We start from the raw sequence: 19,081 nt of genomic DNA on the forward strand, positions 1-19,081 counted from the left end.
AAGAAAGCCCCTTATTTGAGAAATAATTACAATTTTACCCGTAAGATAGTTAGCGAATTTTGCTACTGCGATTGTTACTGCGCAAAAACACACTCCTCTTTTTCGTTGTAATCAGCCTACAAGCTGCATTACAACTGCAACTCGAAGAATAACGTAAGAAATAGACAGAGTAGGTCTATGGTTTGCACTAAGTTATTAACGCACAATCTGAAGGGGTATATTATGAGCAATAAACAACTCATTACCAATGTAGGTATAGGACTTGCCGCCGCATCGGCAGGCATGCTAGCAAGAAAAACGCTACAAAAATCGTGGGAAAAGGTGACTAACGAACCCGCCCCAAAAGACAAGGGAAGTGAAAACACTGACCTTAAAGAGGCTGTAACCTGGGCAGTCGTGTCAGGCATTGGTGCCGGTATTGCTAGAATGGCCGTTCAATATGTCATTGACAAACGCCAGTCGAAATAACGTTTTAAATTGATAGCGTTTGAGAGTTTAAGCGTTTACAAAAGGCATCTAATCAAGACCGGCATGTTTATTTGATCAGATGAAAGACGATATAAAACACCCAAGATAAAAACTGTCAATTTTCAGGGCTGAACTTCACTTAATTTGTGTTTCACTTGAGACAGTTAAGAGGATTGTGTCTCAACCTCAAAAAAGCCAAGTTCGCTAAAAAACGATTGTGAGCTGGTCGATACCACAGGCCGCTGTATTCCTGACGATAAGGCCGATCGTATCGATAACACTCAAAGCCCTATCCTAGAAAGACTAGGGTTAGACTCAGCTCAGTGGCTGCGGGGAATGACCAAAGCGAAAGCGTTAGTAAAGCGCGCCTGAAAAAACCTTAACGAACACACTCCAAGCATATCTTGTAGCCTACTCCCTTACGTAAAAGTTGACCTTAAACGCCACTTCCTTTCTCAACGCTCAAGATTCCAGTAAAAATCCTCAATCGGCCTAACTTAAAGACGTCAACTCTTCTTAAACCGAAATTCCACCTTGAAGTAGGAGTGAATTATTACGAAGTTTTAATTATGGCTGTCTTTGTAAGTTTTTTTGCTATCTATAAAAGTTTGGCCTTTCAGTGCCGATAGCTTAATTTTCAAACTGTCGGGAGTGCATGGCAATATACGCGCATGGGTGTGCACTTTATCGCTTTGACATTACGCGCTTTCATGTTTACTTAACCAAACAATTGGCGATTTACCTATGGCGCTTGAAATGAGAGAGAAAACACTGACAACGTGCTACGAGGAAAATGTTGAGAAAGGTTGCTTATAAAACGCGGCGGGCTAGTTTGCGAAAGAAGATTAAAGAAGATGAAGACGAGTAGCTGTTTAATACCTGATTTATAAAATTGTTGGAATTGACGGAATAATGTTAGAAACGTACTCTGAGATCTCTTACGTAATGGAATACTCAGATGAAATCAACCACGAAACTCGCCTCTTTAACACTCTCACTTTGCTTAGCTTCATTATTAGGCTGCGCAGAGCCTGAAACCCTACCGCTCTCCCCCTCTCCTGCTAAAGAATCACAAGAAGCCAACCTTTTGAAAACTGGGCTAGCAGAACGTATTCGTATTGAAGGGCAAGAGGTTGATTTTCAATCTTTGGAACAAAGACAGGCGCATTATAATGTGCCAGGGGTGTCTGTCGCATTGATGAAAAATGGGCAATTAGCTTGGACTATGCAAAGCGGCGTTAAAGACTTAACGACGAAGTTGGTTATTGATGAAGGCACGGTGTTTCAAGCCGGGAGTATTTCAAAACCCGCCTTTGCCGCTGTATTAATGAAATATCGCCAAGATAACCCGCTAGATTTAGATACAGACGTAAACAACTTACTCACCAGCTGGCAACTTCCAGAACATGAATGGACTGCCCAAGAGGTGGTTTCATTACGCAGGCTGTTGAGTCATACCGCTGGCACCACAGTGCATGGCTTTCCTGGTTACGCGGCCGGTGAACCGGCTCCTACTTTGCAGCAAGTGTTAGAAGGTAAAGCCCCTGCCAATACCGACGCCGTTGTTGTTGATATTCAACCCGGCACGCAGATGCGTTATTCAGGAGGCGGCACTACGCTCGCTCAACTTACCTTGCAAGATGTAGCTAACGAGTCCTTGCCAACTATGTCACAGCGGCTTTTATTTAAACCTTTAGGCATGACGCGCTCTGGCTTCGAACAGCCCATATCATCTGATTTATCAAACAATATGGCTACGCCGTATGACGGTGACGGAGTGCCAATAGAGGGTGGCGCGCATACTTACGCCACACTTGCAGCAGCTGGCATGTGGAGTACACCATCAGACATGCTGAAAATGGCAAGCAGCGTGCGTAGCGCGTACTTAGGGCAAAAAATAGATTGGATATCGCAAGCCACTGCGCAAGAAATGTTAACCAACAATACGCCAACCAATAACGCGCCTAATGTAGGCATAGGCTTTTTTATCAATATGGATGAAGAAGGTGAAATTCTGGGCTTTGGCCATGGTGGCGCAGATGCAGGGTTTATGTCTCAGCTATATGTTGAGCTAGATACCGGCAATGGCTACGCCATTATGACTAACGGTAACAATGGTACGCAGTTGATAAGAGAGCTAGAGATACGTTTAAAAGAAGCGTTAGACGTGGGCTACTCGGAAGCTGAGGTTAAAACATTAGTGCCCATTAGCCAAAAGGAACTAGATAAATACATTGGAACCTATGTGGTAACTAACCCCGTTAATGTCGAAATTGTACTGCGGGAAGCAAAAAATGGCTTTGTGCTGAATGCTTTACCTTATATCGAAAATGAAAGGTATTTTCATGAAGGTGAAGGACGATTTTTTGCTAAGAATGGTAGTAGTGTTCATTTTGAAAGCGATGATGAAAACGGGCCGGATAAGACGCTTGTGATGGATGGTAATATTCGGGGTGTTAGGAAAGAGTTTGAAACTTCGGTTTCTAAGTAAAAAGTGTCTACAAAGTTAGGGGAAGATCATTATTACGAAATTTTAGTTATGGCTGTCTTTGTCAGTTTATTGATGCAAAAGCTATTTGGAAAACGCCGATTATGGCAACGTAACACTTAAACGTTTGTGAAAGAAAAATGAAAACCTGTTGCGCAAACGGGAGTGACCATATATGTCTTTATCATTTCTTTATCGACTGGTGTTATTACCAGACGGTGTCGACTGATTGTTATGACTAAGAGCGACGTACAATTAGGACGAAACACTAAAAGTAGCAATGCCTATGGTATTTTTCCCTCTGTGCTTAGCACTGTATAGCGCCTCATCAGCACTGGATAACATTTGATTTGGTAAATCGGCTAAGGGCAATTGAGCTGGTGTAACACTGACTATCCCAAACGAACAGGATGCATTAAATGAAGAGTTACCTTTGCCAAAACGTGTTTTTGCAATGTTTTTGCGAATACGTTCAACAATGGCCGGGGCAAAGTTTTCATCTTGTTTATCGGAAAATAAGATCACAAATTCATCCCCTCCCAACCGGGCAATACAGTCAGACTGACGGATATTTTCTTTTGTAATTTTAGTTATTTGCGTTAGGAGCGCATCCCCACTAGCGTGACCGTATTGATCGTTTATTTTTTTAAAATCATCTATATCAAATACGCAAACCGATAACCTACTCAACTCACTTCGTGACATTAAGTTGACCGCTTCGGTTAAACGAATTTCCAAATAACTACGAGAGAACGCTTGGGTTAAATGGTCATACATGAGGCGGTTACTTAATACGCGCCTGTCCTCATAAAGCTTATCAATATGCAAGACTAAAACCCACGCAATACAGGAGGTCACTAAAAACGAGCCTATCCAACTCAGCGGCGGTAAATCAATAACTTGGATACCTGTGAATGTATCGCAAAGACCCGTAATCACCCACACTATATTTGCCATCAGCAACAATAAAACGGTGTTCGTATTGCTATTTTCTTTTCTAACGCGCTGGCGATTAAACACCCGCACGAGTATAAAAATACAATAGGCGGCGAGCACTAGTATCCACGCGCCCCACAGTTGGAATAGCGGCCCATATTTTAAGCCAGTGTAGTATTGAGATGTTGAGTAAAAAGCATTACGGAGAAAATATTGATTAGGTACCACGGCCAACAGGGAAAATGCACCACAGATTACATAGCACCACTTCAAAAACGTGGGCGCTTTGTATTGAAAAAACGCAACATAGAAATGCAGGCTCAACACTATGGTGAACATTGCCGCGATAACGGTCGTTCGATTAGATATACTCAGATAGGTAAGGCTATCGCTTGAGTTGACGAGTACCGCAAAAGCACTGAAAAAAATACCACTCGTCAAAGCTGAAAGAGCGAAAATCAAGTAGTACTGCACCAACTCTTCATGACGAGAGGTTAACCGATAATATAAAATTAAAAAGAAGAAGCTTAGAAGTAAGCAGATACTGGCAGTAATAAATAAGGGGATAGAAAATACTTGAACCATACTACTTTATCATCCCCTCAACTCCGTTGAATTATATACCCTTGCGCCAAAGTATTTTCTTCGCCACAGGTGAGATAGTAACAGACTGCGCACACCACCATTTTATAAGCATATTAGCAGTAAATGCACCTTGGATGTTTAATCTTTGCAAAACGCATCTACGTCACGAAGAGTATTGATACTTTTGATCTTAATGATTGAAAGTTTTTAGTGGAAAGTGAGTGTTGAAGACTAAGCGACGGATTGGGTGACATGGTCGGAAAATGGCCTAACTTAGTGCTTGAGACAAATTAACTATTCTAATTTTTGAATTTATTTATAATTTTTTACTTAAATATCGGCTACATTACTCAGATATAAGCCTCACTTTTGAGCATGTTGTTTGGCGAATGTTATCGTCATCTTGTCTCAATACCATTTTGCTACTAGGAACCAGTCGTGTTGTATCTTTTCACCGTATTAATGATTACTTGCGGCTGCGTCTTTCTGCTGATCAGTGTTCGCCCTGTTAATCATATCTACAAAACGGATAGCAATTTAGGATGGCTAGTATTAAGCAGCCTAGTCGTATTTTTTGTATTCGGATACTGTGGAGTTTTCTATTATTTCGTGCAAAAAATGACGATTAATACTGCGGATGTGATTGTTTCGGCAATCATGATGGCGGGTGGCTTTTTTGTCTTTTTAGTGACAAGGCTTAGCTTAAAAAGCATGGTGAAACTGAACCAACTTGCAGCCCAAGAACGCAGTAATTTGTTACATGATCCTTTAACGGGTTTGGCTAACCGAGCGTATTTGATGCAAACCATGCAGGCACATATTGCCAACGAAGAGCCATTTGGCTTATTGATCCTCGACTTAAATCACTTCAAGCAAATTAATGATGGGTTAGGCCATTATTTCGGTGATGTACTGCTTTGTCAGGTAGGACGAAAAATCAGTCAAGACCTGCCAAATACGTGTACCTTGTATCGTTTAGGCAGTGATGAATTTGCCATAGTATCGGCTACGACGACAAGTGAAAACACAAGCCAAATCGACAATATCGCACAGTTGATTCACAGCACGATTGACAAAAATTTCGAGATTGAAAACCACGAGCTTAGCGTTAGCGCGTGTATAGGGGGAACCGATTTCCCTAAGCTTGGTCGTTCTGCGGATATACTGCTTGGCCAAGCGAATTTGGCTTTGTATGAAAGTAAGAAAAGCACTAGCCCTTTTACCCATTATTCGCCAGCACTTGAAACAAGTGCAGCTGATAACTTAGATATTGCGACCCGCTTAAAGCAAGCTATTGCGTTGGAAGAGTTTGAACTTTGGTATCAACCTATCATCGACTTATCCGATGGTAGCGTGAAAGGGGCTGAGGCGTTGATTCGCTGGCCCCAATCAGATGGAAGTTATATCGCCCCGGATAAATTCATTAAAATCGCAGAACAAAGCCTGTTAATAACCCAAATAACCCAATGGGTGATGAATATAGTCAAAGAGGATATTCATTTATTCAATCAAACAAACTTGAGCTTATGCGTGCATCTTAACTTGTCGGTTAAAGACCTGCAAAGTTCTTACTTGGTGGATAATATTAACGGGGTATTCAGTCAATGCGATTGGACTAAACATGCCCTGATGTTAGAAGTCACAGAAAGCGCGATGATGACAGATGTAGCGAGGGTCAAAACGACCATGGCGGAGATTGCAAACACAGGGTTGGCCTTCAGTATTGACGACTTTGGTACAGGCTATTCTTCGTTAGCGCTATTGCGCGACTTACCCGTGAACCAGATAAAAATCGACCGCTCTTTTGTGAGTAACATCCTCAAAAGTGAAGATGATTTGGCAATCGTTAAATCAACCATTTATTTAGCGAAACAATTGAGCTGTAGCACTGTTGCTGAAGGGGTTGAGGACGCCCAGACCGGGCAGCTACTTAAGTCACTGGGCTGCGATCACGCCCAAGGCTACTATTATAGTAAGCCGTTAAAAAGAGAATCGTTTCTTGAATTTGCTGATTCTCATCGGGCGGCTACTCAATAAGATCCCATTTCATTCAATTAGCTCGCTGGGACAATAACACGCAGGCTCAGTCGCTTCGCTTGTTAGTATAACCCACAATTTTAGTCCGCTTAATGCGGGCCTTAAGTGATCAATGAGCGCCCAGTGATAAGTATATTCAGTAACAAAACCATTTTTTCAGTCTGGATGACTTGCATCACTTTATATCGAATCGATAGGGTCAGAGACCTTGATTTATATTATGCGTTTAAAACTCTTGGATTTCCTATCACCACCTCTAGCTAATGGCACTACTCTTCTACCCGTTTGCTGCTCAATCTGCTGTTTGAATCGATTTTCACCTAACACCAACGCTTTATATGTTGCATCCCGTATTTCCTGCAATGCCAGTTCAGGTATTTGCTGTTTAAACAGATATTTATAAGCCTATTTACGTGCTTCTTGATTCGCGCCAAGTGATAGATAACAGTGATGAGGTGACAATAACGCCACGTCTTTATTCAGTGTATTTCCGTGGTAACTTGACCAAGGGTATTCCGCTGGATGCTCCACCATATTAGCCCTTACAGGATTAAGCTCAATATAACGACTCACTAACAAAAAATATTTTCTCACTATCGACTAAGGTAGATTTATATCGCCCTTCCCATAACGTCCCTGTACGTTGATAGGTATTATTAATGTACATAACATAATACCGTCCCAGAGACTGCATAAGCTGACTGACACCTTTTTCTGTTTCGGGTGTCATGAGAAGATGCACATGGTTGGTCATCAAAACGAAGGCATGTACATTCACATGGCACTTTTTTGCGTAGTCTTTGAGTTTATCGAGATAAACCGTGTAATCTTGTTCAGAAAAAAACAAACCTGACGATTATTGCCACGCTAAACAACATGTTGAGGTATATTCGGTAGATTCAATCTAGGTAATCTCGCCATCTTCGTACCCTAAAATAAAAAATATCCTAAGTGTAGATGATTAAACTTGAATACCATCGTCTCTGCCCCCCTTTGATTTTCACCTTCACTTCGAACACCAACAGGCATTGAGGCATTCAGCGACTATACCATTCAACGCGACTTCTATTATGGCGCATGAAGCGCAAAAACATACCACCACTTGAATATGCAAAATGTTAAGGTCAGGGCTTTCACATCTCTCATTACGTATTTCAGTACCAAAGACCAGTTCAATTGCCTATATTGACGACAACTACTTCACTGACTTTTGAAAACTATCCATTTGACACATGTGCAACTAGCTTTAAATACAGCTGACACAGTGGGTAGTAGTACATAGCGTTAATTTTTCTTATACTCCGATTGTTAAGGAAAGGCTGTTAAAACTTTAAAAATTTGACAAATCTAAATTCTTTGAATTTAATTAGGGTTCTAGCCCTTCGTAGTTAGCAATGGCATTTTTCTAATGGATTGGTAATTTACAGTGTTTTTTGCGGGGCGAGTTTATGCCAAGGATGCTAACTCAAGATATCTTTTCTTTCCCAAGGCTGGCGTTTTTTGTGCGACAGCACCTACGTAATCGTCTCTCGAATAATAACAAAAAATGGTCTGCCTTTCGCAAGTTTGGTGATTTTTCAACGCTAGAAGCACTCGTGGCTGTTGGTTGGGAATTAGACAGTCCACTTTTGCTTGTTGAATCGCTCGGAGTAGGAATTAACGGACGTTTTAGTCGTTCAAAACCAAACCACATATATTTAGAGCGTGAAATAGCGCAGCGATTCGAAGCAGATTATGCCCTTTCTGATGCTCAACTTCTCGTGGAGTCTACTATTTTGCATGAGATAGTGCATTGGGGCGATCACAAAGATGGGTGGCATAAGCGGCCAGAAGCCGGTGTAAGTTTTGAAATTGAGGCGTATGGCAAAAACATCATGAGGTACTGGGGGCACGGAGAAGACACGGAACAGTGTGACTCTGAGTCTCTTTATGACGATGATCAACGAATACAGCCAATATTTAGAGGTATTAGAAACCACAATCCCGGCAATATAGTGGTTACCGGCGACAGATGGAAAGGGCTAGCAGAAGTGGCTCACATGAACGAAGAGCAAAAAAAAGAGCGTCGATTTTGTGTGTTTATTGCACCCGAATGGGGGCTAAGAGCAATTTTTATTTTATTACGAAACTACCAAACTAAAGGCTGTAAAACCCTATTTGATTACATTTCTCGTTGGGCTCCGGCCTCTGATGGTAATCATACATATGGATACGCAAACTTTTGTGCAGTCCGGCTGAGAATTAAAACGTCAGACATTCTTAATGTTCAAGACATAGCCGTTCAAACTGCAATGGTTAAGGCAATTGTGGCTTTTGAAAACGGAAATTATGCGTACCCAAATACAATCATAGAAAAAGCTTACGAATTATCATTATGACAAGGAATTTAAGAATGAGAACGTATCAAAAAGTAATCATTTGTATAGTCTGCTCGGCGCTGTGGAGTTGCGCCATGCTGGATCCGTACGAGCCGCTAACCAAGTACTATGATGACTACTCAACCTTACCGACTGATTCAATAACTTTGCCGCAGGCAGTAGGTTATGCCCGAGCAGTCAGAATGGATTACATTAAAAAAATTCAAGCTGAGAATAAAGATTTAGGTGAGCTGGGCATTGCGACTATGATTTTGGCGGGAGCTATTGGTGCCGACACCATCATCGATAGGTCTGATGATTTACTCACCATAGGCACTATCGCTGGTGCGACAGGCTTGAGTGCAGCCCAATGGCTTTCTGATGGTGACCGAACCAAACTCTATGCACTGGGCGCAAGAGCACTTACCTGTGCCGTGGAAGCTGTCGTGCCACTTCAAGGAATTCAAATAAGTGATGTTTCAAACAAAAAAGCAGCATTGTTTGCAGAGCTTCGTAACGTACAGGCTTTATACTCGACGGTCATTTTATTCCAACAAAGCAACCTCAACTCACCACTAAACTTGGTGATTGAGAAAAACCTAGCAGATGCCAAGGGGCAGATTGCGACTGCACAAAATATCTATAAAAACGGCGATATTTTACAAAGAAAAGTGCAATCAGCGGGCAGCAACCTACAAGTAACCGTTGATGATATTAACAATAAAGTTTTAGCTGGGCTCATTGAAGGGCAGCGAGATATAGCTACATTGCGTGAGACGATTAAAGGCTTAGTCGTTCAAGCCGGCGGTTTTATCGAAATTCCAGGGCAATCTTTGTTTACTTCGATTGATGCGATTGGGGGGGAAGTCTCAAATGAACTATTCGACCGAGACGGCGATCAGGGCCAAACAAGCTCAAAGGAAGCTATAGAAGCTCTAACTCACTTAAAAGTAGCGCTAGCTGCACTGGATATTGCAGCTTTTGAATTAGAATCTATGATTGGTAGCGTTACCAATACATATTCAGATGAAAAATTAAAGGGATGTGGGGTCGATGTAGTAAGACCTCTCAGTGTCTCAAGGCCAGAGATTGTGTTTGTCAAAGGGATAGATTTTGTTGAGACATTTACCATAGGTGGTGGAAGCAAAAAGTATTCTGCGAAAGCTGACCAAGCTATTCCGGGGGTTTCAATAGAACAGTCTGAACATTTCGGTGCCCGCGTAACAGTTAAAGCGGTGGGCAGTGAGCTAAAATTAGGTAATTACTCTATTTCCGTATCGGATGACACAGATCAAAAACAGTATGTTACGGTTAAGGTGATTGAGCAACCTCAGCAGGCTCAAGGCCCTAATCCTCTTGGACCTGATGATGAGAAACAATTTTGTGAGAAACCTGAAAACGAAGAAAATTCGGTGTGCAATGTTCAGTTGTCGCTGCAACGTTTCAATTTGTTTGGTGAACCGGATGCAAAAAACCTCGATGGGCAGTGCGGTGAAGATACTCTAAATGGGCTTCGCAAACTTCTTTTATTGCTGAAACCCAGTGACGCTCTGCCAACGTTAGGATGTAACGAAACGACGATTAAGGAGCATTTAAACAATATCAACTCCCTTTTCCCTTTTATCCCAATGGGGGCTCTCAATGAGTCTGGTTTGTTATTGCTGCACACCAGAATTATGAGAGAAAGCAAGCCGATCGATCAAGTGAGCCGCGATCCGCTCGGTCAATCTGAGGTTGATTTTCTCAATAAGGAAGTTGAAGGAACTGTTACTACTGTAAGCAAGCCTCAAGACTTTCGTGTCATGTTAAAGAGACTATATTTCAAGACTTTTAAAAAGTATCTCGCAGAAAAGCTTAATGAGGCATCATTTGACGCGAGTACGCCTTGGACAGATGCAGATACCCAAGCGCTCGATAAAACCTCATATACCGTTCTGAAAGGAAAACTAACAACAAAAAGTGGCCTATATGACCTGATTGAACTCACTCCTACTCTATTTGCACTGGAGCCATCGGGAGATGACCGATGAGCGGGGATACTCAAGTTGCTTTTGGTGTTGGCATCATAGATGTCATTATCGGACTTGCGTTTATCTTTTTTAGTCTAAGTGTAATCGCAAGCTATTTGTTGGAGTCGCTTTACAGCGTCACACGCGAGCGCGCAAGGTTTCTTAAAAGAGCGGTAGCTCAATTAATTGACCAAAGAAATAACGGGCGGATAATTATTGGGGAGTTAACTAAAGAACTATTTGCCCATCCAATAATTGCAAAAAAATCTGTTCGGATAGATAGTGCTGCAAGGTTTAAAATTGCCGCGTCGGGGCCGGCATACTTAAAACCGCAAGATTTTGCCGACGCGTTACTTGCGGTTTTAGGTGAAAGGTATCCCCACCAAGCATCAGTAGTGGGCTATGCCGAGATGATAAGGCTAATACCACAACAAGAGTCCATCAGATCGGTGTTAGCGGTATTGTTAGATAAAAGCGATTCTATCGGTGAATTCAGGCAGCACATCGCTGCTTGGTATGCCGATGGGATGGAAAGAGCGTCTGGTTCATTCAAACGTCGTACTCAGTTGCCTTTGCTCATCATTGGCACTGTTTTGGCCGTGAGTATGGATGTAAGCACGATTGAATATACCAGTCGGCTCGAAAGCGATGGAGTTTTACGTAATGCTTTAGTTGCGGAAGCCATAAATCAGGCCTCTTCTCATAAAAGTGAAGCGCCGGATAATACAAAAGAATATTTGGTGGATGTTTCTAAAAGTATCCGAGCGTTCAATAATGATATGGCTAATTTTGGTAGCAACGTGGCCTTGCGCGACTTGAATAACAATTTGGCCGAGTTGCTGGAAAGAGTATCCACCCAGCATGCAGAAAAAGACACTGATACCACTCAAGGTGTTGATGAAAAAGACAGCACATTGCTGTGGCTAATGGGCTGTCTAATTACCGGCGTGGCAGTGTCTTTGGGTACAAGTTATTGGTTGAATTTTCTTCGTCTTATGATTTCAGTTCGCTCATCAATTCGGCCCAATGACACCAGTACTGGGAGCTCCGCGAGTGAGAGCATGAATATTAATAGGCCAAATGTTGCGGGTGCCCAAAGTGTAGGTGTTTCGAGTGCTTCATTTGAGGAATTGTTAGATGCAACAAGGTTAACCGAAGTGCAGGAGATTTTGGGGCTGGGTAGTGAAGAGGTTACCGGTACCATGTCTTTGGCCACTCGAGTAGCTCTTGACAATTGGCGAGATAACTTTGGGCTCCCGAAAGGAACACCGTTGACGCTGGAAGAATATGTGTTGCTAATAAATCCAAAACGCTGGAGCTAGTACCTACAACGCTTATCGAAATCAGTTCTGTGCGTAAAACTAAGCATCGGAATCCACCACAGCTTTCTGAGCAAACTGCTCAGAGGGTTGCCGAGAGGTACTTACGTGATGATTTTTAAAAAGTCAGTTTATATGAGTGACCAGAGCAATCTCATACAAAACGGTGTAAATAGATGGCGTGCGTAGTTTACTCCGCCATTGCAATTTGTCCGTTAGTTTTGAGTTATATTGCGATGTGTGATTCATATAGATCGTTTCAATATAATACGGCTCTATGAATAAAGAAATTAGACAGCGATTAAAAATAAAAGGGGTCAGAAAATAAAAGGGGTCAGAGTCATTTTAAAATACTGCCCCCAAACTTGTCACACAAGCCTCTGTAGCTCTTCAAATAAATCCTAAAAATCTCAACTTAAGAGAAAGAAACACCGTCTTGTATGGCAAAACCATGCTTTTGATTTACAGCGACTCCAATTTCCAGATTTTAAATAGACTTGTCAGATGGCCTGACATGGACGTCAGGGCAAGGCGAACCGCTTTACATGGATGTTACCTTTCGCCGCTCTGGCATTTAAGTCTATTTTAAATATGAATCGAGAATTGGCTGGAGCGCGGCTTCTTTTGCCTACTTTTCTTAGCTGTAGAAGAAAAGTATGTCTCCCAGCATGGATGCTGGGAGAAAAAGCCATGGATGGCGGTAAGCGAAGCGCATGCTTTTAAGCGTAGCACCCCTACTCTTCTATATAACTCTCAATACTAGGGCAAGAGCAGATCAAATTACGGTCCCCGAACACATCATCGATGCGGTTAACCGAAGGCCAGAATTTGTTTTTCGCTACGCTGGCGACTGGGTAGGCCGCTGTGTGGCGATCGTAGCTGCGATCCCAGTTGGCGTCGCAGATATCGTCTAGGGTGTGCGGTGCGTTGTGTAATGGGTTGTCTGTTGCGCTCCACTCACCTGACTCTACTTTTGCTGCTTCTGCGCGTATGCACACCATGGCTTCGATGAAACGGTCTAGTTCGACTTTAGCTTCTGACTCTGTTGGCTCGATCATCAGCGTGCCCGCTACTGGGAAGCTCATAGTCGGTGCATGAAAGCCATAGTCGTTTAGGCGTTTGGCGATATCGACTTCTGTTACGCCTGATGCTTCTTTAATGGGGCGCAAATCGATAATACATTCGTGTGCTACGCGGCCATTTCGCCCGCGATACAATACGTTGTAGTGGCCGTCTAGCTTATTGGCGATGTAGTTGGCGTTTAAAATTGCTACTTCGGTCGCCTTTTTCAGCCCAGCGCTGCCCATCATTTTGATGTACATGTAGCTGATAGGTAAAATAGACGCACTGCCCCATGGCGCGGCAGATACCGCACCGTTACCGGCACTGGTGTTGCCTGTGTCGATGACTTTGTGGTTCGGTAAGAACGGCGCTAAATGTGATTTAACCCCGATTGGCCCCATACCTGGGCCGCCGCCACCGTGTGGAATACAAAACGTTTTGTGCAAGTTCAAATGAGATACGTCAGAGCCGATATGCCCTGGTGACGTAATACCCACCTGTGCATTCATATTCGCGCCATCTAGGTAAACCTGCCCACCAAATTCGTGCACTATGTCGCACATTTCTTTGATGGTTTCTTCGTATACGCCGTGGGTTGATGGATAGGTGATCATGGCGCAAGACAAGTTGTCGGCAACTTCTTCGGCTTTTTTACGTAAATCGGCTAAATCGACGTTACCGTTATTATCACACTTCACGACCACTACTTTTAAGCTGACCATTTGCGCAGACGCTGGGTTCGTACCGTGTGCTGAGCTTGGGATAAGGCAAATATTACGGTGCCCTTCGTTGCGGCTTTCGTGATAACGCTGAATAGCGATAAGGCCTGCGTATTCGCCTTGTGCCCCTGAGTTAGGCTGCATTGAAAGCGCATCGTAGCCTGTGATGTCTAGCAACCATTCGCTTAATTCGCTGAGCATTTGGCTGTAGCCTTGTGCTTGTTCAACTGGCGCAAATGGGTGTAATTTACCGAATTCAGGCCAAGTAACCGGGATCATCTCAGCGGTGGCATTAAGCTTCATGGTGCATGAGCCAAGGCTTATCATCGAGTGATTAAGCGCTAAATCTTTGTCTTCTAGTGATTTTATATAACGCAGCATTTCAGTTTCTGACTGATAGCTGTTGAACACCTCGTGAGTCAAAATATCGCTGGTACGCACTAGCTCAGCAGGAATAGATTGACTGCCCTTAGCCACTATTTGCTGGTCAAGTAAGTTAATGTCGATACCGTGGTCATCGCCTAGCAACACGTTAAACAAGCTTTGTATGTCATCACGGGTGGTGGTTTCATCTAGGCTGACACCCACAGCACCTTCGATGTCGGTACGTAAATTCATTTTCGCGCTATGAGCCGCTGCCACAATCGCGTCTTTTTTATCGCCCACGTTAACAGTAATGGTATCGAACCAAGTGTTATTCGCTAGGCTCAGGCCTTTGTCGGCATGCTGCGAAATACCGGCAGCAAGAATGTCAGCAAAGCGATGAATGCGTGAAGCAATTGTTTTTAGGCCGTCAGGACCGTGGTACACAGCGTAGAACGATGCCATATTCGCTAGTAACACCTGAGCGGTACAAATGTTTGAGTTGGCCTTTTCACGGCGAATGTGTTGCTCGCGAGTTTGTAGCGCCATGCGCAGGGCTGGGCGACCACGGGTGTCTTTTGACACACCAATAATACGCCCAGGAAGTGAGCGTTTATAAGCATCACGCGTCGCGAAAAAGGCCGCGTGTGGGCCGCCATAGCCCATAGGTACACCAAAGCGCTGAGCAGAGCCAAGCACAACGTCTGCGCCCATTTCACTTGGCGCTTTAAGTAATACCAAGCTCATAATATCAGCCGACACCGCCACTATGCCTTTGTTTGCTTGTACTTCGGCGATGATGTCGGTTAGGTCATTTACTGCACCTGTGGTGCCTGGGTATTGTAGTAATGCCCCGAACACGTCGTGGCTGGCAGCATCTGCCGCTTTGCCCACAACAACGTCAAAACCGAACATATCAGCACGGGTTTGAATAACATCAAACGTTTGTGGGTGCACATCGTCAGCCACAAAAAACAAATTAGAATTTTTATTTTTCGATACACGCTTGGCAAGGCCCATAGCCTCGGCTGCTGCGGTGGCTTCATCAAGCAATGAAGCAGAAGCGAGCTCCATACCGGTTAAATCAATGGTCACTTGCTGGAAATTAAGCAGCGCTTGTAGGCGACCTTGGGCAATCTCTGGCTGATATGGCGTGTACGCTGTGTACCAACCTGGGTTTTCAAGCACGTTACGCAAAATAACGTTAGGTGTAAGGGTATCGCTGTACCCCATACCGATGTACGAGCGGTTCACCTGATTCTTGCTGGCAACCGTTTTTAAATAGGCCAAGGCTTGCGCTTCGGTTTGGCTTTCACCCACGTTTAGGCTTTCTGGCAAACGGATCCCTTCAGGCACGGTTTGCTGCATTAAATCGTCCAATGATTCGGCACCAACACATTCCAACATGTCAGCCATTTCAGCTTCACTTGGGCCAATATGGCGACGAATAAAATCTTGAGTTTGCTCTAACTGCGAAAGGGAAAAATTAGCATGTGGCATAACTGGCTTACCGATTCCTTAAAACGTGAGTGACCTAAATCAAAGAACAACGTCTTGATTTAAATAATATATTTGGTGGTACAAGGGGCAGTGCTAGCCTATGTTGCCGTTGGCAAGGCACCAACACTGCTTAGAAACATGAAGAACAACCGTTATTAAAACAACAAAGAGCAACCCAAGGTTGCTCTTTGTTTTAACGAATATTTACTCTTCTTCGATGCTGTTTTCGTAACCTTCAGCGTCAAGCAGGCCTTCAACTTCTTGTGCATCGTCTGCTTTGATACGGAACAACCAACCGTCGCCGAATGGGTCAGAGTTAACAAGTTCAGGGCTATCTTCTAGCTCTTCATTAACGCTAACAATTTCACCGCCAATTGGCGCGTAAACATCTGATGCTGCTTTGACTGATTCAGCAACCGCGATGTCGTCACCTGCGCTGACCGTGGCGCCAACGTCTGGTAATTCAACAAAAACCATATCACCCAAAAGCTCTTGGGCATGCTCGCTGATACCGACAGTAAAAGTACCGTCGCCTTCAGGGCGAACCCATTCATGAGTGGTGGCGTAACGTAGATCTGAAGGGATATTGCTCATAGTTGTTCCTAAATTTTGAAGTCGTTAGCTCAAGCTCGACAGCAACAAAGCACTGCCGCGCCAGTTGATTTTTTATAAAACGCTTTTGCCATTTCGCACAAAGCTGGGTTTAACCACATTTACTGTAACCCACTTTTTACGCATTTCCACCTGTGCAGTTTCACCGACAGACGCAGGTACTCGCGCCATAGCAATACTGTGACCAAGTGTTGGGGAAAACGTACCAGAGGTGATAACGCCCTCGCCGCCTTCAACTTTAACGGCTTGACCGTGACGAAGTACACCTTTCTCGGTAAGAACCAAGCCTACTAGCTTGTCTGTACCGGCAGCTTTTTGTGCTTCTAGTGCTTTGCGACCAACGAAATTGCGCTCTGCTGGCTCCCAGGTGATGGTCCAGCCCATATTGGCAGCAAGTGGCGAAATGGTTTCGTCCATGTCTTGGCCGTATAAGTTCATGCCTGCTTCCAAGCGCAGAGTATCGCGTGCGCCCAACCCGCAAGGAACAACGCCAGCGTCTAATAGCTTCTGCCAAAAGTCTGCTGCTTGCTCGTTAGGCACCATGATTTCGTAGCCCGCTTCACCTGTGTAACCTGTGGTCGCAATGAACAAATCTTCAGCTTGTACACCAAAAAATGGTTTCATACCGACGACGGCTTCATTTTGCGCTGATGAGAATAAGGACGCGGCCTTTTCTTTGGCTTGTGGGCCTTGAACGGCGATCATAGCGAATTCAGGGCGCTCAGTAATGGTCACGTCAAAGCCTTCAGCCTGGCCATTTAGCCAATCCATGTCTTTTTGGCGTGTGGCAGAATTAACCACTAAGCGATAATTGGTGGTTTCAAAATGATACACAATCAAGTCATCAACCACGCCGCCTTCTTCGTTCAGCATGCCGCTGTAAAGTGCTTTACCGCGCTCTTTTAGTTTAGCTACGTCGTTAGCTAACAAATGACGAAGGTAGTCTTGGGCTTGCTCGCCAACAACATCTACTATGGTCATATGAGATACGTCAAACATACCAGCAGTGCGGCGCACAGCGTGATGCTCTTCTATTTGTGAGCCGTAATTGATTGGCATTTCCCAGCCGTGAAAATCAACCATCTTAGCGCCTGATTCAAGGTGCTTACTGTGCAAAACCGTTTTATTTGGCATGTGACTTATCTGTTTTGATTAACGTGATTGCCAGTATAGGTAGCGAAACTTGTCACAACAAATTGAAAATATTAATGCTTACATTAACATTACTTATGTATAGAATCAGTTTCATCAGGTTAGCTAATCTATATGGCGAAAAATGAAGCAACTTTCTTTGGATAACTTACGCACGTTTGTGACTGTGATTGATTTGGGCGGTTACGCTAAAGCAGGGGAATACCTTGGGCGCTCTCAACCGGCCATTAGTTTGCAAATAAAGCGCTTAGAATCACAGCTCAATAAACGCCTGTTCAGTAAAGCGGGTCAGCGTCACGAAGTGAATCACGACGGCCTGAGCGTGTATCATCAAGCAAAAGCCATGCTGGCGATTAACGATGATATTTTTCGTCAGTTTGAGCCTGCGTCAATTCGCGGGCGGCTGCGCTTAGGGATACCCAGCGAGTTTGCCACCACGCTGTTGCCCAGCATAGTGGGTGAATTTAGTAAGCTATACCCTGATGTATCTTTAGAAGTGACCTCGGCCCTGAGTAAGTCTTTATTGAATGAAAACCAACGCCAAGATTTTGATTTGATCATGGCCTTGCTACCGCATAACCAAACCATTGATGGCGAATTATTGCTTGATGATGATCTCGTTTGGGTCGGCAACAGAAATCAAAACTTTGCCAATAACACCTTAAGCTTGGTATTGGCACCCGATGGCTGCATGTATCGCAGTCGCGTGATCCAAGCCTTAAAACAACAAACAACTCAGTGGCGCATTACGTATACCAATGCCGATCTGGCGGGGATTACCGCTGCCATCAATCAAGGGTTGGGTATAACGGCATTGGCCAGAAGCAGTGTGCCAAAAGATTTGATGATTATTCGCCATGAAATACTGCCCGATTTAGGCAAAATTCGAATTGCGTTATTTAACCAAGCACAGCGCTATTGGCAAGCAAGTGAAAAATTAGCGGAATTTATTAAGTCGCGTTTGGGAGAGATGTAACAAGCAAGGATAGGAAAGTGGAAAATTGGAAAATTAAAGGCTTAGTAAGACTCTGTGATTGAATACAAAAGATGCCCGTATGGTTGCGGTTTTTGCTGCTTTAATTTAATGCGGTTTTTACTGCCTTAAGCGGTCTCAGGAGTTGTAGGTTTAGTGACACTAAAAACGCTAAACTCCTGAACGCAATAAGAACATTCCGACACAGGCTACCAGCAATACTACTGAAAAAACTTCTCGGTTATATTTACCGTGATAATAGGCTTTGCGGCGATCTTTTAGTGCTTGATATACGCCTGATTCATCTTGCTCTGATTTTCTGTTGTACATACCGTGCTTCATCATATTACCCTCTGCTGTATTACCTTATCGGCAAGGCGGTCAAAAAATTCAACGCACTCGCGGTGTAAAGCAAACCCCGTCAACATATTGGATAATATAATACCCTTTTAGTTCAATTTCCTCTTTTTTTACGAAATATTAACAACTTAACGTCATGAA

General features: G+C 43.7%; 12 protein-coding genes and 2 pseudogenes. 8 read left to right on the forward strand and 6 right to left on the reverse strand.

The genetic code is table 11. The features are described 5' to 3' along the window. The first annotated feature begins 222 nt into the window (after positions 1-222). From GCHA_RS02520 to GCHA_RS02525, 3 genes and pseudogenes are all read left to right on the forward strand, one after another. Entirely contained in the window at positions 223-468 is a 246-nt protein-coding gene (locus GCHA_RS02520) for a DUF4235 domain-containing protein (RefSeq protein ID WP_007984679.1), read from the forward strand. A 201-nt stretch (positions 469-669) separates the two neighbouring features. Then, positions 670-840 (forward strand): annotated as a pseudogene (locus tag GCHA_RS22850) (transposase); the annotation flags it as partial. A gap of 586 nt (positions 841-1,426) precedes the next feature. Next, a complete protein-coding gene (locus tag GCHA_RS02525; RefSeq protein WP_007984680.1) occupies positions 1,427-2,959 on the forward strand; it encodes a serine hydrolase domain-containing protein in 1,533 nt (510 codons plus the stop codon). A gap of 252 nt (positions 2,960-3,211) precedes the next feature. On the opposite strand, the gene GCHA_RS02530 is transcribed toward GCHA_RS02525, so the two are convergent. Continuing rightward, complete coding sequence (locus GCHA_RS02530; protein ID WP_007984685.1) at positions 3,212-4,477, reverse strand: histidine kinase N-terminal 7TM domain-containing diguanylate cyclase; 1,266 nt, start codon at positions 4,475-4,477, stop codon at positions 3,212-3,214. Between the two features lie 438 nt (positions 4,478-4,915). Between GCHA_RS02530 and GCHA_RS02535 the strand changes: the two genes are divergently transcribed. Beyond that, a complete protein-coding gene (locus GCHA_RS02535; protein ID WP_153810696.1) occupies positions 4,916-6,514 on the forward strand; it encodes a putative bifunctional diguanylate cyclase/phosphodiesterase in 1,599 nt (532 codons plus the stop codon). Positions 6,515-6,727: 213 nt separating this feature from the next. Here GCHA_RS02535 and GCHA_RS23300 read toward each other — a convergent pair. Continuing rightward, positions 6,728-7,435, reverse strand: a pseudogene (locus GCHA_RS23300) (transposase). 527 nt (positions 7,436-7,962) lie between these two features. Here GCHA_RS23300 and GCHA_RS22295 point away from each other — a divergent pair. The 3 genes from GCHA_RS22295 (at position 7,963) to GCHA_RS02550 (ending at position 12,202) form a co-directional block, all read left to right on the forward strand. Beyond that, complete coding sequence (locus GCHA_RS22295) at positions 7,963-8,892, forward strand: hypothetical protein (RefSeq protein WP_007984695.1); 930 nt, start codon at positions 7,963-7,965, stop codon at positions 8,890-8,892. 182 nt (positions 8,893-9,074) lie between these two features. Continuing rightward, complete coding sequence (locus GCHA_RS02545; protein WP_153810697.1) at positions 9,075-10,901, forward strand: hypothetical protein; 1,827 nt, start codon at positions 9,075-9,077, stop codon at positions 10,899-10,901. Continuing rightward, complete coding sequence (locus GCHA_RS02550; RefSeq protein ID WP_007984699.1) at positions 10,898-12,202, forward strand: hypothetical protein; 1,305 nt, start codon at positions 10,898-10,900, stop codon at positions 12,200-12,202. Before GCHA_RS02545 ends, GCHA_RS02550 begins: the two co-directional genes overlap by 4 nt. A 731-nt stretch (positions 12,203-12,933) precedes the next feature. On the opposite strand, the gene gcvP is transcribed toward GCHA_RS02550, so the two are convergent. The 3 genes from gcvP to gcvT form a co-directional block, all read right to left on the reverse strand. Beyond that, a complete protein-coding gene (gene gcvP / locus GCHA_RS02555) occupies positions 12,934-15,843 on the reverse strand; it encodes an aminomethyl-transferring glycine dehydrogenase (protein WP_007984701.1) in 2,910 nt (969 codons plus the stop codon). A 204-nt stretch (positions 15,844-16,047) separates the two neighbouring features. After that, positions 16,048-16,437, reverse strand: coding sequence for a glycine cleavage system protein GcvH (gene gcvH / locus GCHA_RS02560; RefSeq protein WP_007984705.1), 390 nt, complete (start codon positions 16,435-16,437; stop codon positions 16,048-16,050). A 72-nt stretch (positions 16,438-16,509) separates the two neighbouring features. Then, positions 16,510-17,589, reverse strand: a complete 1,080-nt coding sequence (gcvT, locus tag GCHA_RS02565) for a glycine cleavage system aminomethyltransferase GcvT (RefSeq protein ID WP_007984707.1) — start codon at positions 17,587-17,589, stop codon at positions 16,510-16,512. A 142-nt stretch (positions 17,590-17,731) separates the two neighbouring features. On the opposite strand from gcvT, the gene GCHA_RS02570 reads away from it, so the two are divergent. Beyond that, positions 17,732-18,583: a LysR family transcriptional regulator gene (locus tag GCHA_RS02570; RefSeq protein ID WP_007984709.1), complete on the forward strand. Its 852-nt coding sequence runs from the start codon at positions 17,732-17,734 to the stop codon at positions 18,581-18,583. 168 nt (positions 18,584-18,751) lie between these two features. On the opposite strand, the gene GCHA_RS22980 is transcribed toward GCHA_RS02570, so the two are convergent. Next, positions 18,752-18,910, reverse strand: a complete 159-nt coding sequence (locus GCHA_RS22980) for a hypothetical protein (protein WP_162470239.1) — start codon at positions 18,908-18,910, stop codon at positions 18,752-18,754. Between the last annotated feature and the right edge of the window lie 171 nt (positions 18,911-19,081).

Source organism: Paraglaciecola chathamensis S18K6 (assembly GCA_000314955.1).
In the GTDB taxonomy this organism is placed as follows: Bacteria; Pseudomonadota; Gammaproteobacteria; order Enterobacterales; family Alteromonadaceae; genus Paraglaciecola; species Paraglaciecola chathamensis.